Raw genomic sequence first — 17,107 nt, forward strand, 5'->3', positions numbered from 1 at the left:
CGCGTCCCACGCTCCGGCCTTCTGGGTTCTCGCCGATATCGAGGGCAACGAGGCTTGTGTGACGACCTGGCAGGGCCGAGACGACTCGTAGACCGGGCTGACCGGGCCCGTCAAAGGTTGCGGCACTGGAACCACTGCTGCCACGCCGCCCCGTCGTCAGGGCGGTCGGCGCTGTCGATGACGTGTGGTGGCGTCACCCGTCGGTTGACGTGTCGACTACGGCCCAGCCTCGGCAGTCGGGGTGCGTGGCGCGATGCTGACGCGCCCAGAGGCCAACATCGAGTTCCCGTCGACGACGCGGAACGGCCGCGAGTTGCAGGCGACGCAGTAGGTGGAGGTTGGTGGGCAACGCTGCGATGTCCGTTGCACGGAGGCGAGGGTGGTCGACGATGAGGGTTCCGTCGTTCATGGTCACCAGGGCCCGGTACTGACGAAGATCGTTTGGACCGTCGGGCTGAAACAGCGTCTCCCCCTGGCGGCTGGGACGGAGGATGTGTCGCCCCTGCGGGTGGAGATGGCTGAGGAACCATTCGATGAAAGCCGCGCGTGCTGGCCGGTATGTGGGGTCGTGGCGATCGACTGTGCGGGCTTGGCGCACGAGGTTGGCGAGGGTGGTCGAGTCGACCGCGAGGAACGTCTGCGGATCGCGGGGTAACTGCCAGTGCTTCCAGCCGGGCCGCGTGTCGGGTGCGGTCGCGGGCCCCGGGAGCTGCGGTGCTTGTTCCAGAAACGCGGTGTCGATACCCGCGTGGGCGAAGCGCTTACACAGCCAGGAGCGCTGGAAGTCGTTGGCGGTCTGCCATGTGTAGACGAGCGCGTCGTACTCGCCGGCCGGCCGGGGTTGGTCGGCGCCGGGCAGGTTGTGGCAGACGTCGGCGATGAGCCTGATCTCGGCGAGGTGCCCGTCTGGATGCTTCGAGCTGTCGGGCCTCGATGCCAAAGCCCGGATTTCGACAAGCGCGGCTGACAGCAACACCGCGATTGCTACGCGACGCTGATCGCGTGACCACCCGTTGCGTGGCGTCCGGCGTATGTGCACGGCGGAACGATATCCCTCGTCGTCAGGCGAAGACCCGGATGACATCGAAGCTCCATGGCAAGTCCGCCGATCTCCACGAGGTTGTGCGGTCGCCGGATGAGCGTGGGGTGGTGCGCTCGGCACCACCCCACGCTCAGCTAGCCACTACTCCCAGGCGCTCTGCTGGGTGTAGACGAGGTTGCCAGGGATGGCAGTGCCGTTGGTGCTGTACTCGGTGTACGACCAGAAGTCGCCCTCGGGCAGCGGCTTGTTCGGCTTCAGCGTGAACCCCTGCGTCGAGCCGCGCTCGACCGTGCGGGGAAGCGTCAGCGTGGCACCCGAGTACTTCGCGTTCTGGCCGATGATGGCGTGACCGAACTGGAAGTCGACGACCGGGGCACCGGGGAACTGGGCGAACACGTACGCGGTGTAGTGCCCCGCCTCGGGCAGGAACTTGTACGCCTGCTCCGCGCTGGTCCAGAACCTGTCACTGCTGTAGATGAGCTTGTCGCCCTTGTACAGGTAGAGGTCCAGGTTCGTGTTCGGGTCGTCGGTGTTGGCTTCCACGATGATGCCGGCGCTGTTCGCCGGCACGGTGAAGTCGAACTTCTTCACCCCGCTGGCGTCCGGGTCGAACACGCCGCCGTAGACACCGGCCGGAATCGAGTACGACGCGCGCTGCATCGGCGTGTAACCGGTGCTGCGACCGGCGAGCGGTCCGGTGAAGCCGGGCTGGATCGAGCCGGAAACACCGCTTGTCATCCGGCCGAACTCCTCACCGTCGTCACCGTACGGCCGGGGCATGATTCCCCACGGCCGGGCGGCGACCGGGATGCGGGCGCTGTGGGCCTTGCCGCGCCAGCCGATCGAACCGGTCACGTACCGATCCCAGGGCGCGCTGCCGCGGCGCAGCGTGATGGTCACGGTCGCGGACTTGCCGGGCGCCAGCGTCACCGACGCCGGGGTCACGGTGACCTTCATGCCGTCCAACCCGGACACCGACGAGCGGTAGGTCTCCCGCTCCTTGCCCACGTTGGTCAGGGTGCGGGTGAGCGTCACCGGGCGGGTCCCGTCGTACTCGCGCAACGAGATGGCCGGCAGGTTGAGCTCCTTGCCGTCCGGCACGGCCGTCTCGCTGAAGGCGACCAGGTCCGCCGCGGTGGGCTCGATGACCAGTCCGGGGTCGGTGGCCCCGGCCAGGTTGATGAAACCGCTGCCCTGGTCGAGGGGGCTGCTGGTGCCGACCGTGTCGGTGGCGGTGGTCCGCAGCGCGGAGGCGACCGCGCCCGGCGACCAGGTCGGGTGCGCGGCACGCAGCACCGCCGCCGCGCCGGCCACGTACGGCGAGGCCATCGAGGTGCCCGAGTACGCGTCGTACTGCCGCCCGAAGTTGCCCGCCGGCGAGACCGCGGCGATGATGTCCGCACCCGGCGCGACCAGGTCCGGCTTGAGGACGCCGAGGGTCACCTTGTCCGGGCCGGTGGAGGAGAAGTCCGCGACGCTGGGCACGCCGGGGACGCTGGAGCCGTCACCGCCGGTGCGCAGAGACACCTTCGCGTCGGTGGGGTGGCGCATCAGGTAGTTGAACAGCGTGCCTGCCTGCTTCTCGGTCGGCAGGTAGACGACCGGGAAGTTGAAGATCGAGTTGATCCGGTAGTTGCCGACCGGCTCGAACACCACCATCGCCGCGCCGCCCTTGGCCTTGATCTCGGCGGCCGAGCCGAACATGTCGGACAGCGCGCAGGCGACCACCTTGCCCTTGATCTTGGCCGGGTCGAGGCTGCCCGGTTCGCAGTAGACCGCACCCAGGTCCGGTGACCCGGCCTGCTCGCCGAAGACCATCGGCCGTAGATCGCCACCGGGCAGTGCGTCAAGCGAGCCGCCCACGAGCTTGGTGCCGTCGCCCAGCTTGACGGTGGCCTCGTCGAGGTTCGTCACCGCCGCGCCGACCGTGGTCACCCACGGTGCCGCGTTGCTGATGGCGCCGCTCACGATGCCGGTGTTGCCGGCCGAGGCCGCCACGAAGACTCCGGCCAGGGTGGCGTTGAGGAAGGCGATGCCGATGGGGGTGTTGGCCTCCCAGTCGCCGAGGTCGCTGCCGATCGAGAAGTTCAGGACCTGCACCCCGTCGGCGACGGCCGCGTCGATGCCGGCGATGATGTCGGCGTCGAAGCCCATGCCGCCCCAGAGCACCTTGTAGACGGCGATCTGGGCGTCCGGCGCCACGCCGGAGACGGGACCGAAGCGCCGACCGTCGATCGTGACGTTCGGGATCGGCAGACCGGCCGCCGTGGACGCCGTGTGCGTGCCGTGCCCGGCCATGTCGCGGGGAGACAACACCTCACCCTCGGGCACCGAGCCGCCGCCCGCCAGCCACGTGTCGGCGAAGTACCGGGCGCCGACGATCTTGCCGTTGCAGTGCTCGGCCACGAAGGCGACACCGGTCTGGCAGGTGCCGTGCCAGGTCGCGGGTGCCGGCATCTTCTTGGCGAACGACGCGCTCTCCGGCCAGATGCCGGTGTCCAGGACGCCGATCACCATGCCCGCGCCCGTGCCGGGGCCGGGCTTGACCGGCTTGCCGGAGGGAGCTTGCGCCGGGTCCTGCTCCGGCGTGGCCGGGGCGGTCTCGGCCGGAGCGCCGGGTGCCGGTGCGGCGGGGGTCGGCGCGGTGGGCGGCGGCGTCCTGGTGCCGAGGGCCCGCGAGGCGGTCACCGCGCGGACGCGCTTGTCCGCCCGCAGGGTGGTCACCTGCTCGGCGGTCAGCTTCGCGGAGAACCCGTTGAAGGCAGTGGTGTACGCCGCGTTGACGGTGACCCCGGCGGCGGCAGCGACGGCCTTGCGCTGCGCGTCCAGGTGTCCGCGGTAGGCCCGCGACGGCGCCGACGTCACGTCCAGTCGGGTGCCCGCCTCCGGACGGGTCCGCGCCAGGCCGGACACACCGCCGGCGTACGCGGTCAGCGGGTCCTCGGCCAGCTCGACGACGTACATGCCCGAACCGGTCGCGTCCGTCGTGGCCCGCTGGCTGGCCGCGTTCCGGCCGTCGGGTCGGCGATCGGCCCCGTCGGTCAGGGTGACCCGCTTGTCGTGCCCGGCGGTGAAGTAACCGGTGGTGCCGCTGCCGTTGCCCGATGCCCCGCCGGGGGCCGCCGACGCCGCAACCCCGGTGGTGCCGGTGATCAGGGCGACGACAAGTGTCGGTATCGCTAGTCGTCGCAGCCTGTTTCCGCTCGTGCCTGTAGCCACGAGGCTCCTTTCGATGGCTCCCTTGTGGAGCTGTTCCTCGACCACGATCCGCTCATGGGAGCGCTCCCCCACCTAAGCCGCCGACGGTTAATCGGCGGTTTGCGCGGTGTTACGGATCGCTGGTGCGTATAAGATCACGTTCCGTCGGCCACGCCTAGATCATGTTTTCCCCGATGCCGCCTGAGCAGGGTGGACACCCCGGCGAGCCCTCGTCGGCGCGATCGGTGGCACCATGGGCAACGACCTACCCTGACCGTCACCCCGGGGCGCTGACGGCTGCGTCAGCTACGCCGCCACCCGCACGACCGAGAGCGGGACCCGAGAGTACGCAGTGGATAGCCCTGCCTGCGTCAGGGACCGAGTCGCTCGTTCAGAAGTCTTGCCTGATCCTCGCGATGTTCAGATCCAGCAGGGGGCCGAAGAATCTGGTGAAGTCTTCCAGACAGTCCGATCGGAAGATTTCCCGCGCGCCATCGAGGATGGCAACTGTTCCGGATGGCAGGTCGAAGAGGTAGCCGACAACCTCCTCGTCCCTGATGAGAACGAAGACCTGCGGCACTTCCGCCACGACAACCGTCGGGATCTCAGGTGTCGGCAGCTTGCTCGCGGGCCGCAGCTCTTCTGGCTCGCCACAATTCTCAGTCACGTACGCCTCCTCTTGAGGCACCCCGATACGCCGGTCCCGACGGGTAGCCGGCTCTCAGGCCTCCTCGAAGCCGGATTGTCTTGGGACAATCTATGCGAGATAGTGTGGGGACAATCTGACACGGAGTCAAGGATCGTCACGGGACAACCGGGAAGGGTGTGGACGTGCCGGTGCACTCGCGCTACCTGAACATCGCGTCCATGATTCGAGAGCGGATCGAGGCCGGAGAATGGGAGCCGGGAGCGCGGCTCCCGACCCTCAACGATCTCGCCGCCGCGTACGACGCAAACCGCGACACCATCGGGCGGGCCATTGCCCTGCTGGAGACAGAGGGCTACGTGTGGGCCGTCCAGGGGCGGGGCATTGCCGTTCGATACGGCACGATGCGCCCACGTCGGCCCCGCGGCGACCTGGTCAAGCGCAACGAGCAAGCGACCGGATACTCGTTCCCTTCAGCAAGCAGCCAGGAGGTTTGGGTTCGCCACGGCAAAGCCGTCAGCGCGCCGGCCACACTGGACGATCCCCGCATCGCCAAGCTTCTTGGAGTGGAGCCCGGCACTGAAGTGCTTCGTCGGTTTCGGGTAACCGGACCAGCGTCCGAAGCCCCATTCCAGATCAACATCTCGTGGATCCACCCACGCGTCGCCGACATCGTCGCCGACCTGGACGCGAACCCGGCAGCAGGCGAGTGGTTGCATCACATCGAGAACGCTGGACACTGGCCCATTGGTTGGATGGAGATTCATCGCGCCCGGATGCCCAGCAAAAGCGAGGCAGCCCTCTTGGAGATCCCCACCAACCTGCCCGTACTGGAGATCGTGCGCGTCGGCACCTCGGGAGGCGACAAGAAGCCTGTCGAGGTGACCGAGTACGTCGTGGCGAGCGACCGAGTCGAAACGGTCCACGTCTTGCACCGCGACTCGAACGCCAAGGAGCCGTGGCCCGACACCGGATCGACGAATGGGTCATGACCGTGGCCCTCACCTTCGAAGCCGCCAGCCGGACACACCAGGGCCTCGTCCGCAAACGGAACGAGGACTCCCACAGCCAGGGGCGGTTTCTCTACGTCGTTGCAGACGGCCTCGGTGGCCACGTCGCCGGTGACATCGCGAGCAGCACAGCCATCGCTGCCGCGAAGGCGTACGACCGTCCGGTAGATCCGGAGGATCTTGCTGACGTCCTGGGACGGGCCATCAACGACGCGAGCGAGGCGTTGCGCCGAAAAGTCCGTGAGGACCCGAAGCTGGCTGGGATGGGAACCACGTTTGTCGCTCTGCTGCGGTCCGGCAGTCACGCGGTCGTGGCGAACGTCGGGGACTCCCGCGCCTACCTGATCCGACGCCGCGGCTCCCACGACAACGCCATGGTCCCGATCACTGAGGATCACACCTACGAACACCTCGTCGCCGGCGCCGAGGAGGTGCCGAACCTCCCCGAGAAGCTGGCCCGCTTCCTCGACGGCCGGGACGACGGCCGGTCGGCGGACCTGACGCCTCTCCAACTCCAGCCCGGCGACCGAGTCCTGTTGTGCTCTGACGGACTGAGTTCGTACGTGCCGCACGAGCAGATACGAGTTGCGCTCGACTCCGACGGCACCCCAGGGGATATCGCCGACCAACTCGTGGCCTTGGCACTCGACCTGGGCGGGCACGACAACGTCACGGTAATCGTCATCGACGTGCCCCGGCGCTAACGCTCCCCCGCCCGACACAACCCCGGTGGCTCAGCCGGTGAATTCGTCGACGCCGAGGGCGAAGTCCCAGTGGCCAACCCCGTTGCCGGCCAGGCCCACCGTGACCACGCCCATTCCTTCCAGCCAGTGCGCCATTTTCAGACCGCCGACGTCCAACGGGCGCAGCCCGAGGCTCTCGATGAATGCCGCCACGCCCGCCTTGGCCTGCGCATCATCGCCGGCGATGAAGACGTTGGGCCGGCCCTTCTCCAGGACACCACGGAAGATGGTGTTGAATGCCTTCACCACGCTGGCGCTCGCCGGCGCCACCTTTGCGACTTCCTGCGCGATCGAGGTCTCGTCGCTGTGGGCCAGCCCGTCGAACGTGGCGTTGAAGGGGTTGCTGATGTCGACGATGACCTTGCCTGCGAGGGCGTCTCCGTACGTGGCGACGACGGGAACGACAGCGTCGTACAACAGGGCCGTGATGACGATGTCCCCGGCCGGGACGGCGCCCCACCTGCCCGTCGTCGCGCCACCGCCCAGAGCCTTGGCCAGGTCGTCGGCCTTGGACCGATCGCGTCCCATGACCTCGACGGTGTTGCCGCCCGCCACCGCGAGCGTGCCGATGGTACGGGCCATGTTCCCCGTACCGATGAGGGTGATGCTGCTCATGAGGTGTTCCCTCTTCCTGTCTCGATCCCGTTGACCGCCGAGCCTTCGATCAGCAGCCGGAGGAGTGCGGCGTGGCTCAGATGGCGGTGGTGCCGCCGTCGGCGACCAGTTCCAGGCCGTTGACGTAGCTGGAGTCGTCGGAGGCGAGGAACAGGGCGACGGAGGCGATTTCCTCGGGGCGGCCCATCTTTCCGCGGGGGATGAGGGACTCGAATGCGGCCCTGGTCGCCTCGTCGAACAGTTCTTCCTGTTTGGCGGTGGCGACCTGGCCGGGAGTCAGGACGTTGACCCGGATCTTGCGGTCGCGCAGTTCGTTGAGCCAGACGCGGGCCCAGGCCTGCTGGACGGCCTTGCTTCCCGCGTAGAGGCTCCAGCCGGGGAAGGCGCCGAGGAAGGCGTTGGAGCCGGTCATGAAGATCGAGCCGTTGTCGTTGATCAGCGGCAGTGCCTTCTGCACGGTGAACAGGGTGCCGCGCGCGTTGAGCCAGAAGGCGCTGTGGAACTGCTCCTCGGTGATCTCGCCGAGGACGGCGGGTTCGCCCATCCCGGCGCTGGCCCAGAGCACGTCGATCGAGCCCTTTTCCCGCTTGACGGTGTCGTACAGGCGGTCCAGGTCGTCCAGGTCCGCCGCGTCACCCTGGACGGCGGTGACCTTGCGGCCGATCAGCTTGACGGCGTCGTCGAGTGCTTCCTGCCGCCGGGCCTGGATGAAGACGTGGGCTCCTTCCTCGACGAACAGTTTGGCGCCGGCCAGTGCCATGCCGGTGGATCCGCCGGTGATCACCGCTACCTTGCCATCGAGCTTTCCCACGATCACTCCGTTGAATTGAGGGGCATCCGAAGCAGTTCGGCTCTTAACTACACCGAGCTGTGTACGTAACCTAGCCGGCAGTCGGTCCGGGCGCAAGCTACGTACACCGATCGGTACCAACCGGTCTATACTGGGGGGATGACGGAGTTGGAGAAGGGCCCCCAGGGCCGGCGCCGGGGCAGGGGCGCACGCGAGCGCATCCTCAGCGCGTCACAGCAGCTCTTCCGCGATCACGGCATCAACCGCACCGGCATGGACCAGCTCTGCGCCGTGGCCCAGGTGTCCAAGCGCACCGCCTACCAGCACTTCACCAGCAAGGACGAACTCGTCGCCGAATACCTGCGCCGATTCGATCCCGACGTCATGCCCGGAGTGTTCGACCGCACCGACCTCACACCCCGCGAACGACTCCTCGCCGCCTTCGAGATGCCCGCGTCCACGCCCCTGTGCCCCTACATCGCGGCGGCCGTCGAACTACACGACCCCCAACACCCCGCATCCCGGTACGCACGCGACTACAAGATCGCCATCGCCGCGCGGCTCACCGAAACCGCCCGCGAAGCCGGTGCCACGAACCCCGAACAACTCGGCGAACAACTGGCGCTGCTCATCGACGGAGCCTCGGCCCGCACCCGAGTCCTCAACAGCGAATCCTTCCCCACCGCCGCCGCCATCGCCGCCATCCTCATCGACAACGCCATCCCCGCGTCATCTCCTCGGCAGCCCAGCGACGACAGCGGAACTACCGGGCCTGCTCCCGTTCCGGTGGGAGGCACATGACGGCCCGATCACGCCTCGTCCGCCGGCAGACGCCGTCGAGTTCGGCGCGGCCGGAGCGGTAGCTGCCGGGACTCGGGCTGGAGCGACGGGTGGCCTACTGCCGTTGTCGCACTAGGCTTCCGAAATGCTGATCATCGAAGGCGCGGGCCGGTGGACCGCACCCACCGGGGCCGCCAACGACTGGGTCGAACAGCTGAGAGTGCCGGACCTGTCGGTGGGCACGTACTGCATCCCGGCGGGCGGTCGTGACGACCAGAGCCCGCACACCGAGGACGAGATCTACGTGGTCACCGCGGGTCGGGCCCGGATCGTGACCCCGGACGGCGCGGCCGAGGTGGGCCCGGGTTCGGTGATCTTCGTGCCGGCCGGCGAGGAGCACCGGTTCGACGAGATCACCGAGGACCTGGCGCTGCTTGTGGTGTTCGGCCCGGCGTACGGCTCGCGCGCTCCGGATCAGCGGGTCGAGTAGGGCAGACATGCCGGCACGGGCACCTTGAGGTGCGTCAGGCCACCGTCGGAAACTGTTCCGTCGGCGGTCCCGCAGCGGGCAGTCTGGCCACGCTAGGTGCCGCCAAGGGCCACGGCTCCCCGCCGGCGCCAGAGCACTGTGCACGCCCCGGCCAGGGCCAGCCCGAGCAGCGGCGCGACGCCGACCCCGGCGAGGGTGCAGGCCACCGCGAGCACCGCCGGCGGCACCCAGCACCAGGCGGGCACGGTCCGGGGCGCACGACCGCGCCGCCGCGCGGCGGCCTCGGTCGCCATCGGCACCACAAGCACCGGCAGCGCGGCGGCCAGCACCGTCAACCAGGGCAGCACCAGGCGGTCGAAACGCGCCACCGCCAGCACTCCGCCGAGCACCGCGACGACGAGCATCGACACCGGGGCCGGCACCCGCGGCAGCAGGCCACGCATCGCCAACGCACCGGAGTACGTGGTGGTCAGCGCCGCGGCGAAGACCGCCACCGCGACGAACAGATTCGCGTACGCCGCCAGCCCCGACCCGGCGGCGAGCAGCGCGACCACGTCCGCCGAGCCGGTGCGCAGCCACAGGCCGGCACCGGCCAGCACACCGAGCAGCGCCGGGCCGATCAGCAACCCCACGCACCAGGCCAGGTCCCGCCGCCGGGCCAGGCCGACGCTGAAGTCCGGCGCGCGCAGCGCGAACACCGCCGCGTACCCGATCAGCGCGGCGGCGTCGCCTGCACCACCGGCGGCGAGACGGACCGGCGAGCCGGGCGGCGGCAGCACGGTCAGGCACCACCCGACAAGCACCACCGCGCTCAGCGTGGTGAACACCGCGACCCGGTTGCCGAGCCGGGCCGGCCCCCAGGAGACGGCGAGCACCGCCACCTCCAGCAGAACCGGCCCGGCCCAGCCCGGCAGGTGTGTCAACGCGGCCAGGGACGCGCCGCCGAGCCCGACGTTGAACCCGTTCCAGCCGACCATCGACAGGGTAAGCACCGCCGCCAGCAACAGGCGCGAGGTGTTCCCCAGGTACGCGGGCAGCACCGCGGTCAACGTCCCGCCGTCACCGAGTGGCCGGCGCAGACCGATCCGGCCCTGGCCCCAGAGCAGCGCCGCCATCAACGCCCCACCGAGCACCAACCCGGCCACCGGCACCGCGCCGCCGTGCCGGGCCGCCATCGCCGCGCCGAGCACCAGCGTGGCCGGCGCGGTTCCGATGCCCAGCCACGCGCCGACCGCCGCCGGCCACCGCCGCTCGACAGTCTCAGACAACGTGGCGCAGGTAGCCGGTGATCGCCGCGTCCAGCACCTCCGCGCCCGGCCGCGCCCACACCTCGGCGGAGAAGACCTCCACCTCGATCGGGCCGGCGTACCCGGCCGCGTCCACCGCCGCACGCAGCCGACGCAGCTCGATGCAGCCGTCCCCGGGCAGCGCCCGGCCGAGCAGCACCCCCTCCGGCAGCGGCGTCACCCAGTCGCAGACCTGGAACGCGGCGATCCACGGGCCGGCCCGCTCGATCTGCGCGTACACCGTGTCGTCCCACCAGACGTGGTACGCGTCCACGACCACGCCGACCACCGTCGGGTCGAAACGCTCGGCGATGTCAAGCGCCTGACCGAGGGTGGCGATCACGCAGCGGTCGGCGGCGAACATCGGGTGCAGCGGCTCGATCGCCAGGCGTACGCCGGCGGCCTCGGCCTGCGGGGCCAGCTCAGCGATCGCGTCCGCGACCCGCCGCCGGGCGCCGTCGATGTCCCGGCTGCCCGGTGGCAGCCCACCGGAGACCAGCACCAGCTCGGGGGCGCCAAGCGTGGCGGCCTCCTCGATGGCCCGCAGATTCTCCGCCCGCCAGTCGTCGGCGGAGAAGAACCCGCCCCGGCACAACGAGGTGACGGTGAGGCCGGCGTCGCGAACCAGCTTCGCCGACCGGGCCAACCCGTGCTCCGCGACCGGCTCGCGCCACAGCCCGATGCCCGGCACCCCGGCGGCCACGCAACCGGCCACCACGTCGGGCAGTGGCCAGCGCTGGGCGGTGGCCTGGTTGAACGAGAACCGCGCGAGGCTCACTGCGCTGCTCTCCGCTCGCGACTGCGGGGCTCGCAAAACCGGCTCACTCCTCGCGCTCACTGGGCCACTCCCGCCACCGTGAAGAACGCGCGCGCCCGGGAGGCGGCCAGGTCGGCGTCCGGCAGCAACCCCGCCCTGTCGGCCAGGACGAGCAGGGTCGCCAGGTGCGCCGGGGACCGGCCGGACTGCGCGCCACCGACCATGGTGAAGTGGTCCTGGTGGCCGGCCAGCCAGGCCAGGAACACGATCCCCGTCTTGTAGTGCCAGGTCGGGGCCGCGAACAGGTGCCGGGCCAGCGGCACCGTCGGCGCGAAGATCTCGTCGTACGCGCTCAGGTCTCCCCGGTCCAGGGCGGCCAGCGCAGCGGCGGCGGCCGGAGCGATGGCCGCGAACACCCCGAGCAGCGCGTCCGAGTGACCCGTCTCGTCACCCCGGATCAGCTCCGGGTAGTGGAAGTCGTCACCGGTGTAGAGGCGCACACCGGCGGGCAACCTGCGGCGCAGCGCGACCTCCCGGCCGGCGTCCAGCAGTGACACCTTGATGCCGTCCACCTTGGACTCGTGTGCCTTGATCAGCTCGGTGACCGTGTCGGCGGCCACGTCCAGGTCGACCGCACCCCAGTAACCGGTCAACGCCGGGTCGAACATCGGACCCAGCCAGTGCAGCACCACCGGCTCGTCGGCGGCGGTCAGCAGCTCGTCGTACACCCGCAGGTAGTCCTCCGGGCCGCGGGCCGCGGCGGCCAGGTGCCGGCTGCACATCAACACCGGCCGCGCGCCGGCCGCGCGGACGTCGCCGAGCTGCTCGGTGTACGCGGCGGTGACCGCCGCCAGCGTGGCCGCACCGGGTGGTAGCTGGTCCGTGCCGACACCGGCGACGATCCGCCCGCCCACCGCGCGGGCCTCGGCGGCGCTGCGACGGATCAGCTCCCGGGTGGCCGGATAGTCAAGCCCCATCCCCCGCTGGGCGGTGTCCATCGCCTCGGCGACCCCCAGCCCGTACGACCACAGGTGCCGCCGGAACGCGAGCGTGGTGTCCCAGTCCACCGCCGCCGGGGCACCCGGCACGTTCTCCGCGAACGGGTCGGCGACCACGTGCGCCGCGGCGTACGCGATCCGGCCGCTCGCCGGCGCGTCCGGCCGGGCGAAGCCGCTCCCCCCGGCCAGCCGGTGCCGTCGCCCGCCCGGCAGCACCACCTCGACGCTCGCCGAGCCACCTTCCGTTCGCGACTGCGGGGCTCGCAAACCCGGCTCACTCCTCGCGCTCACCGCTGCAGCTCCGGCACCTCGACGCGGCAGCCCTCGCGGGCCGAGCGCAGCCCCAACTCGGCGAGCTGGACGCCACGGGCGCCGGCCAGGAAGTCCCACCGGAACGGCTCACCGGCCACGACGTGCCGCAGGTACGCCTCCCACTGCACCTTGAAGCCGTTGTCGAACTCCTCGTTGTCGGGCACCTCGACCCACTGGGCCCGGAAGTCCTCGGTGGCGGGCAGGTCCGGGTTCCACACCGGCTTCGGGGTGACCGCCCGGTGCTGCACCCGGCAGTTGCGCAACCCGGCCACCGCGCTGCCCTCGGTGCCGTCGACCTGGAACTCCACAAGCTCGTCGCGGTACACCCGCACCCCCCAGGACGAGTTGATCTGCGCGATGATTCCGCCGTCGAGTTCGAAGACGGCGTACGCGGCGTCGTCGGCGGTGGCCTGATACACGTGGCCGGCCTCGTCGACCCGCTCGGGAATGTGGATGGCCGTCACGCAGGAGACGGCGGCGACCCGACCGAACAGCTCCTCCAGCACGTAGTGCCAGTGCGGGAACATGTCGGAGGTGATGCCGCCGCCGTCCTCGGCCCGGTAGTTCCACGACGGACGCTGGGCGGGTTGCCAGTCGCCCTCGAAGACCCAGTAGCCGAACTCGCCGCGCACCGACAGGATCCGGCCGAAGAAGCCGCCGTCGATCAGGCGCTTGAGTTTGCGCAGACCGGGCAGGAAGAGCTTGTCCTGTACGACGCCGGTGCGGACGCCGGCCGCGTCCGCCGCCCGGGCCAGGTCGAGCGCGGCGGCGGTGTCCTCGGCGAGGGGCTTCTCCGTGTAGATGTGCTTGCCGGCCTCGATGGCCTGCCGGATCGCCTTCTCCCGCTGCTGGGTGACCTGGGCGTCGAAGTAGATCTCGACGTCGTCGCGGGCCAGCGCCGAGGTCAGGTCGGTCGTCCAGTCGGTGAGCCCGTGCCGTTCGGCTAGTTCCCGGAGCTTCGTCTCGTTGCGCCCGACCAGGACCGGTTCCGGCCAGATGGTCGTGCCGTCGGCCGTCGTCACACCGCCGGCCTCGCGGATGGCCAGCAGCGAGCGGACGAGGTGCTGCCGGTAGCCCATCCGTCCGGTCACGCCGTTGACGATGATGCCGATCGACCTGCGGGTCATGGTGTTCCTTCCGTCGTGCTGGTCGTGCCGATCCGCGCTCAGTGGTTGGCGGCCGCGCTGCCGAGCAACCCACGCAGGTCGGTGGCGAGCCGGTCGAAGCGAGAGTCCGACATCACCTGCGCGTAGTCGCGGTGCGCCGGCAACTCGACCGGGGAGATGCGGATGATCCGGCCGGGCCGGGCGCTCATCACCACGACCCGGGTGCCGAGGAAGACCGCCTCGGCGATGGAGTGGGTGACGAGCACGACAGTGGTGCCGGTCTCGCGCCAGATCCGGTGCAGTTCGGCGTTCATCTGCTCCCGGGTCAGCGCGTCCAGGGCGCCGAACGGCTCGTCCATCAGCAGCACCGGCGGGGAGTGCAGCAACGCGCGGCAGAGCGCCACCCGCTGCTGCATGCCGCCGGACAGCTCGTGGGGAAGCGCCTTCTCGAAGCCGGTCAGCCCGGTCATCTCGATCAGCTCATCCGCCCGGCGGGCCGCCTGCGCCCGGTCCATGCCCCGCATCTCGGCCTGGAGCAGGATGTTGGCCCGAGCGCCACGCCACTCCAGCAGCGCGGCCTTCTGGAAGACGAAGCCGATGTCCTTCTGCGGGCCGCGTACCGGGCGTTGCAGCAGCGACACCGTGCCGCTTGTCGGCGTGACCAACCCCGCGACGATCTTCAGCAGGGTGGACTTGCCGCAGCCGGACGGGCCGACGATCGTGACGAACTCCCCCGGTTCGATGTCCAGCGACACGTCGTCAAGCGCGGTGGTCTGCGACCGCCGGGTGGTGAACCGGACGGTCACCCCGGACATTCCGATGGCGGTCCCGGTGGCGGTGGGTGCGGCGGTCACCGGGTCACCCCTGGGCAGCGTACGAGGAGTCCCAGTACGCGTTCGGCGCGCCCGGGTCCTTCAGCTCCGCGTAGCGGGACATCAGGTCGATGGTCTCGGTCCACTGGGCCTCGGTGTTCACCCCGGGCGGGCCGTCCGCGCCGATCAGCGGCATGTTGAGCGTGAGCTGCTTGGTGAGCACCTCGGGCGCCGGCTCGTTCTCGGCCAGAGCCGTCATCGCGCTCACCGCGCCGGCCGGGTCCCGGGCGGCGTCGGCCCAGGACTTCTGGGTGGCCTTCACGAACTTGCGAACCAACTCCGGGTCCTTCTGCAGGGTCTGGGTGTTGGCGATCAGGCCCGTGCCGAGCAGGTTCATCCCGTAGTCGGCGAAGAGCAGCACGTCGACCTTCTTGCCGGTCTTGCTCTCGATGGTGGGCGCCTGGTCGTGGAAGAAGCCCATGATGGCGTCGACCTTGCCCTCGGCCAGGGCGGCGATCTTGCCGGCGGCGTCGACGTTCACCACCTTGACGTCGTCCTTCTTGAGGCCGTTCTTCTCCAGCCAGGCCGGGAAGGTCGCGTAGAGGGCGTCGCCGGGGGTGCCGCCGACGGTCTTGCCCTTGAGGTCGGCCGGGGTCTTGATGTTCTCCTCGGTGAAGAACTCCACAGAGGAGGGGCCCTTCTCCAGGTACGCGCCGAGGCTGCGCACCGGCATCCCGCTGGCCACCGACTTGAGCAGCACCGGGCTGTCGGCCCAGCCGAAGTCGGTCTGCTTCTGCGCGACCTGCTTGACCGTGTTGCCGGAGCCGTTGCCGGGCAGGATCTTCAGGTCGATGCCCTCGGCGGAGTAGTAGCCCTTCTGCAGGCCGTAGTAGAACGGCGCGTGCTCGCCGTACGGGACCCAGTTGAGGGTGAGGGTGACCTGCTTGCTGCCGTCGGCGCCGGTCTTGCTGGCGGGGTCGTCCCCGCCGCAGCCGGTGGCGGCGAGGAGCAGGGCGGCGGTGGCCAGGATGGTGGTGGCGGTGCGTTTCATCGGTGCCTCCGTGAGGGGTCGGTCAGGAGGTGGTGAGGGACACGCCGGCGCGGCGGCTGGCGTGCCACGGGATGAGCAGTGCCTCGGCGATCTCGACGAGGACGAACAGGACGATGCCGATGGCGGACATGAGGATCAGGTCGGCGAACAGCAGCGGGGCGTCGAGGTTGCCGTTGGCGAGCAACAGGACGTAGCCGAGCCCTTCGCTGGCGCCGACGAACTCGCCGACCACGGCGCCGACCACGGCGAGCGTGACGGCCACCTTCAGGCCGGCCATCAGGTGCGGCAACGCGTTCGGGAAGCGGATCTTGCGGAAGGTGCGCCACGGCCCGGCACCCATGGTGGCGGCCAGGTCGAGCAGCTCCGGGTCGGTGGAGCGCAGCCCGGCCACGCCGGAGATGACCACCGGGAAGAACGCGATGAGCACCGCCAGGATGATCTTCGGGGTGAGACCGAGGCCGAACCAGACCACGAGCAGCGGCGCGATGGCGATCTTCGGGATGACCTGCGCGAAGAGGACGATCGGGTAGAGCGCCTTGTCCAGGGTGCGCGAGTAGGCGATGGCGACAGCGGTGGCCAACCCCAACGCGGCGGCCAGCACGAAGCCGAGCACCGTCTCGTAGAGGGTGACCACCGTGTGTCGGGCCAACTCGGACCACTGGCCGGTCATCGTCGCCCAGACCTGGCCGGGCGTGGGCACCAGGTAGTTCGGCACATACTCCCGGGCGGCCACGAACCACCAGGCGGCGAAGAAGACCGCGAGCACCAGCGCCGGGCGCCAGAGCGAGTCGGCGAAGGTCACCGCCCGGCGACCGAGTGTCGGCCGAGGTCGACGGCCACCGGTGCCCGACGGTCGACCAGCCACCGTGGACGGAGGCCGGTCGTCGACGGGAGCAGACGTGGCGGCGGACCCGGAGGCGGCTGTCGGATCACCGCTCGCCACCCCGGCGGCGGCCTGCCGGCCCGCGGTGTCCAGAGAGTTCTCGGTCACGCGGAACCTCCTCGGGGCCCGGCACGGCACCCAGGGACCGGGCCGTTCGGCGGATCAGGCAAACGCTTTCCTGGAGCGTAGGCGGCCCTCCCACGCCGGGCAAGGCCTTTCCTCGATCTATTCGTCGATTGCCGGGCCAGTACCGCCGGACGGCCTTCGAGATCAACTCGGCTTCCTGAAAACCGGGCCATCAACGGCCTTTCGACGCCCCAAGTTCAGTGAAGCCGAGTGGATCAGCGCCGGTCGAGCACGGGCCGTCCGACGTGGACCGGCAGCGTGGCACCGACCGCCCGTCGTGCCGCGGACCGGGCCGCCGTCGTGCCGCGAAGCGGGTGGCCGTCGTGCCGCGCCCGGGCCGCCGTCGTGCCGCGCACCAGGCCGCCGTCGTTCAGTGACTCCAGCAGCCCCTGCACCACACCGTCCTCGCCGAACGGGCCGTGCAGCACCGGGAAGACCACGTCCAGTTCGGCGTGCACCGCG

At 70.1% G+C, this 17,107-nt stretch carries 16 protein-coding genes and 1 pseudogene; 4 read left to right on the forward strand and 13 right to left on the reverse strand.

The genetic code is table 11. The annotated features are described in order from the left end of the window. Positions 1-193: 193 nt before the first annotated feature. From AB0F61_RS33525 to AB0F61_RS33535, 3 genes are all read right to left on the reverse strand, one after another. Positions 194-1,039: a hypothetical protein gene (locus AB0F61_RS33525; RefSeq protein ID WP_357818230.1), complete on the reverse strand. Its 846-nt coding sequence runs from the start codon at positions 1,037-1,039 to the stop codon at positions 194-196. Between the two features lie 144 nt (positions 1,040-1,183). Next, positions 1,184-4,261, reverse strand: coding sequence for a S8 family serine peptidase (locus AB0F61_RS33530; RefSeq protein ID WP_357818233.1), 3,078 nt, complete (start codon positions 4,259-4,261; stop codon positions 1,184-1,186). A 370-nt stretch (positions 4,262-4,631) separates the two neighbouring features. After that, positions 4,632-4,907, reverse strand: coding sequence for a hypothetical protein (locus AB0F61_RS33535; protein ID WP_357818235.1), 276 nt, complete (start codon positions 4,905-4,907; stop codon positions 4,632-4,634). A 170-nt stretch (positions 4,908-5,077) separates the two neighbouring features. On the opposite strand from AB0F61_RS33535, the gene AB0F61_RS33540 reads away from it, so the two are divergent. After that, complete coding sequence (locus AB0F61_RS33540; RefSeq protein ID WP_357818268.1) at positions 5,078-5,878, forward strand: GntR family transcriptional regulator; 801 nt, start codon at positions 5,078-5,080, stop codon at positions 5,876-5,878. Then, complete coding sequence (locus tag AB0F61_RS33545; protein WP_357818238.1) at positions 5,875-6,600, forward strand: protein phosphatase 2C domain-containing protein; 726 nt, start codon at positions 5,875-5,877, stop codon at positions 6,598-6,600. Before AB0F61_RS33540 ends, AB0F61_RS33545 begins: the two co-directional genes overlap by 4 nt. Positions 6,601-6,630: 30 nt before the next feature. Here the strand turns inward: AB0F61_RS33545 and AB0F61_RS33550 are convergent, their stop codons facing one another. Further along, positions 6,631-7,254: an NAD(P)-binding domain-containing protein gene (locus AB0F61_RS33550; protein ID WP_357818241.1), complete on the reverse strand. Its 624-nt coding sequence runs from the start codon at positions 7,252-7,254 to the stop codon at positions 6,631-6,633. Between the two features lie 76 nt (positions 7,255-7,330). Then, on the reverse strand, positions 7,331-8,065 hold the full coding sequence (locus tag AB0F61_RS33555; protein WP_357818245.1) for an SDR family oxidoreductase: 735 nt from the start codon (positions 8,063-8,065) through the stop codon (positions 7,331-7,333). A gap of 138 nt (positions 8,066-8,203) precedes the next feature. Between AB0F61_RS33555 and AB0F61_RS33560 the strand changes: the two genes are divergently transcribed. Continuing rightward, the gene (locus tag AB0F61_RS33560; RefSeq protein ID WP_357818248.1) at positions 8,204-8,845 is read left to right on the forward strand and encodes a TetR/AcrR family transcriptional regulator; all 642 of its coding nucleotides are present in this window, start codon (positions 8,204-8,206) and stop codon (positions 8,843-8,845) included. Between the two features lie 124 nt (positions 8,846-8,969). After that, the gene (locus AB0F61_RS33565; protein WP_357818251.1) at positions 8,970-9,314 is read left to right on the forward strand and encodes a cupin domain-containing protein; all 345 of its coding nucleotides are present in this window, start codon (positions 8,970-8,972) and stop codon (positions 9,312-9,314) included. A 92-nt stretch (positions 9,315-9,406) separates the two neighbouring features. On the opposite strand, the gene AB0F61_RS33570 is transcribed toward AB0F61_RS33565, so the two are convergent. From AB0F61_RS33570 to AB0F61_RS33605, 8 genes and pseudogenes are all read right to left on the reverse strand, one after another. Further along, complete coding sequence (locus tag AB0F61_RS33570) at positions 9,407-10,582, reverse strand: hypothetical protein (RefSeq protein ID WP_357818253.1); 1,176 nt, start codon at positions 10,580-10,582, stop codon at positions 9,407-9,409. After that, entirely contained in the window at positions 10,575-11,378 is an 804-nt protein-coding gene (locus AB0F61_RS33575; protein ID WP_357818256.1) for a sugar phosphate isomerase/epimerase family protein, read from the reverse strand. Before AB0F61_RS33575 ends, AB0F61_RS33570 begins: the two co-directional genes overlap by 8 nt. Before the next feature lie 56 nt (positions 11,379-11,434). Beyond that, positions 11,435-12,544 (reverse strand): dihydrodipicolinate synthase family protein, encoded by a 1,110-nt coding sequence (locus AB0F61_RS33580; RefSeq protein ID WP_357818271.1) that lies wholly within the window; start codon positions 12,542-12,544, stop codon positions 11,435-11,437. Positions 12,545-12,642: 98 nt separating this feature from the next. After that, the gene (locus AB0F61_RS33585) at positions 12,643-13,794 is read right to left on the reverse strand and encodes a Gfo/Idh/MocA family oxidoreductase (protein ID WP_357818258.1); all 1,152 of its coding nucleotides are present in this window, start codon (positions 13,792-13,794) and stop codon (positions 12,643-12,645) included. Positions 13,795-13,832: 38 nt separating this feature from the next. Next, complete coding sequence (locus AB0F61_RS33590) at positions 13,833-14,627, reverse strand: ABC transporter ATP-binding protein (RefSeq protein ID WP_357818260.1); 795 nt, start codon at positions 14,625-14,627, stop codon at positions 13,833-13,835. A 4-nt stretch (positions 14,628-14,631) separates the two neighbouring features. After that, positions 14,632-15,636, reverse strand: a complete 1,005-nt coding sequence (locus AB0F61_RS33595) for an ABC transporter substrate-binding protein (protein ID WP_357818262.1) — start codon at positions 15,634-15,636, stop codon at positions 14,632-14,634. 22 nt (positions 15,637-15,658) lie between these two features. Beyond that, a complete protein-coding gene (locus AB0F61_RS33600; protein ID WP_357818265.1) occupies positions 15,659-16,627 on the reverse strand; it encodes an ABC transporter permease in 969 nt (322 codons plus the stop codon). Between the two features lie 233 nt (positions 16,628-16,860). Next, positions 16,861-17,107: pseudogene (locus AB0F61_RS33605) on the reverse strand (hypothetical protein); the annotation flags it as partial.

Source organism: Micromonospora sp. NPDC023888, from assembly GCF_040639415.1.
GTDB lineage: Bacteria > Actinomycetota > Actinomycetes > Mycobacteriales > Micromonosporaceae > Micromonospora.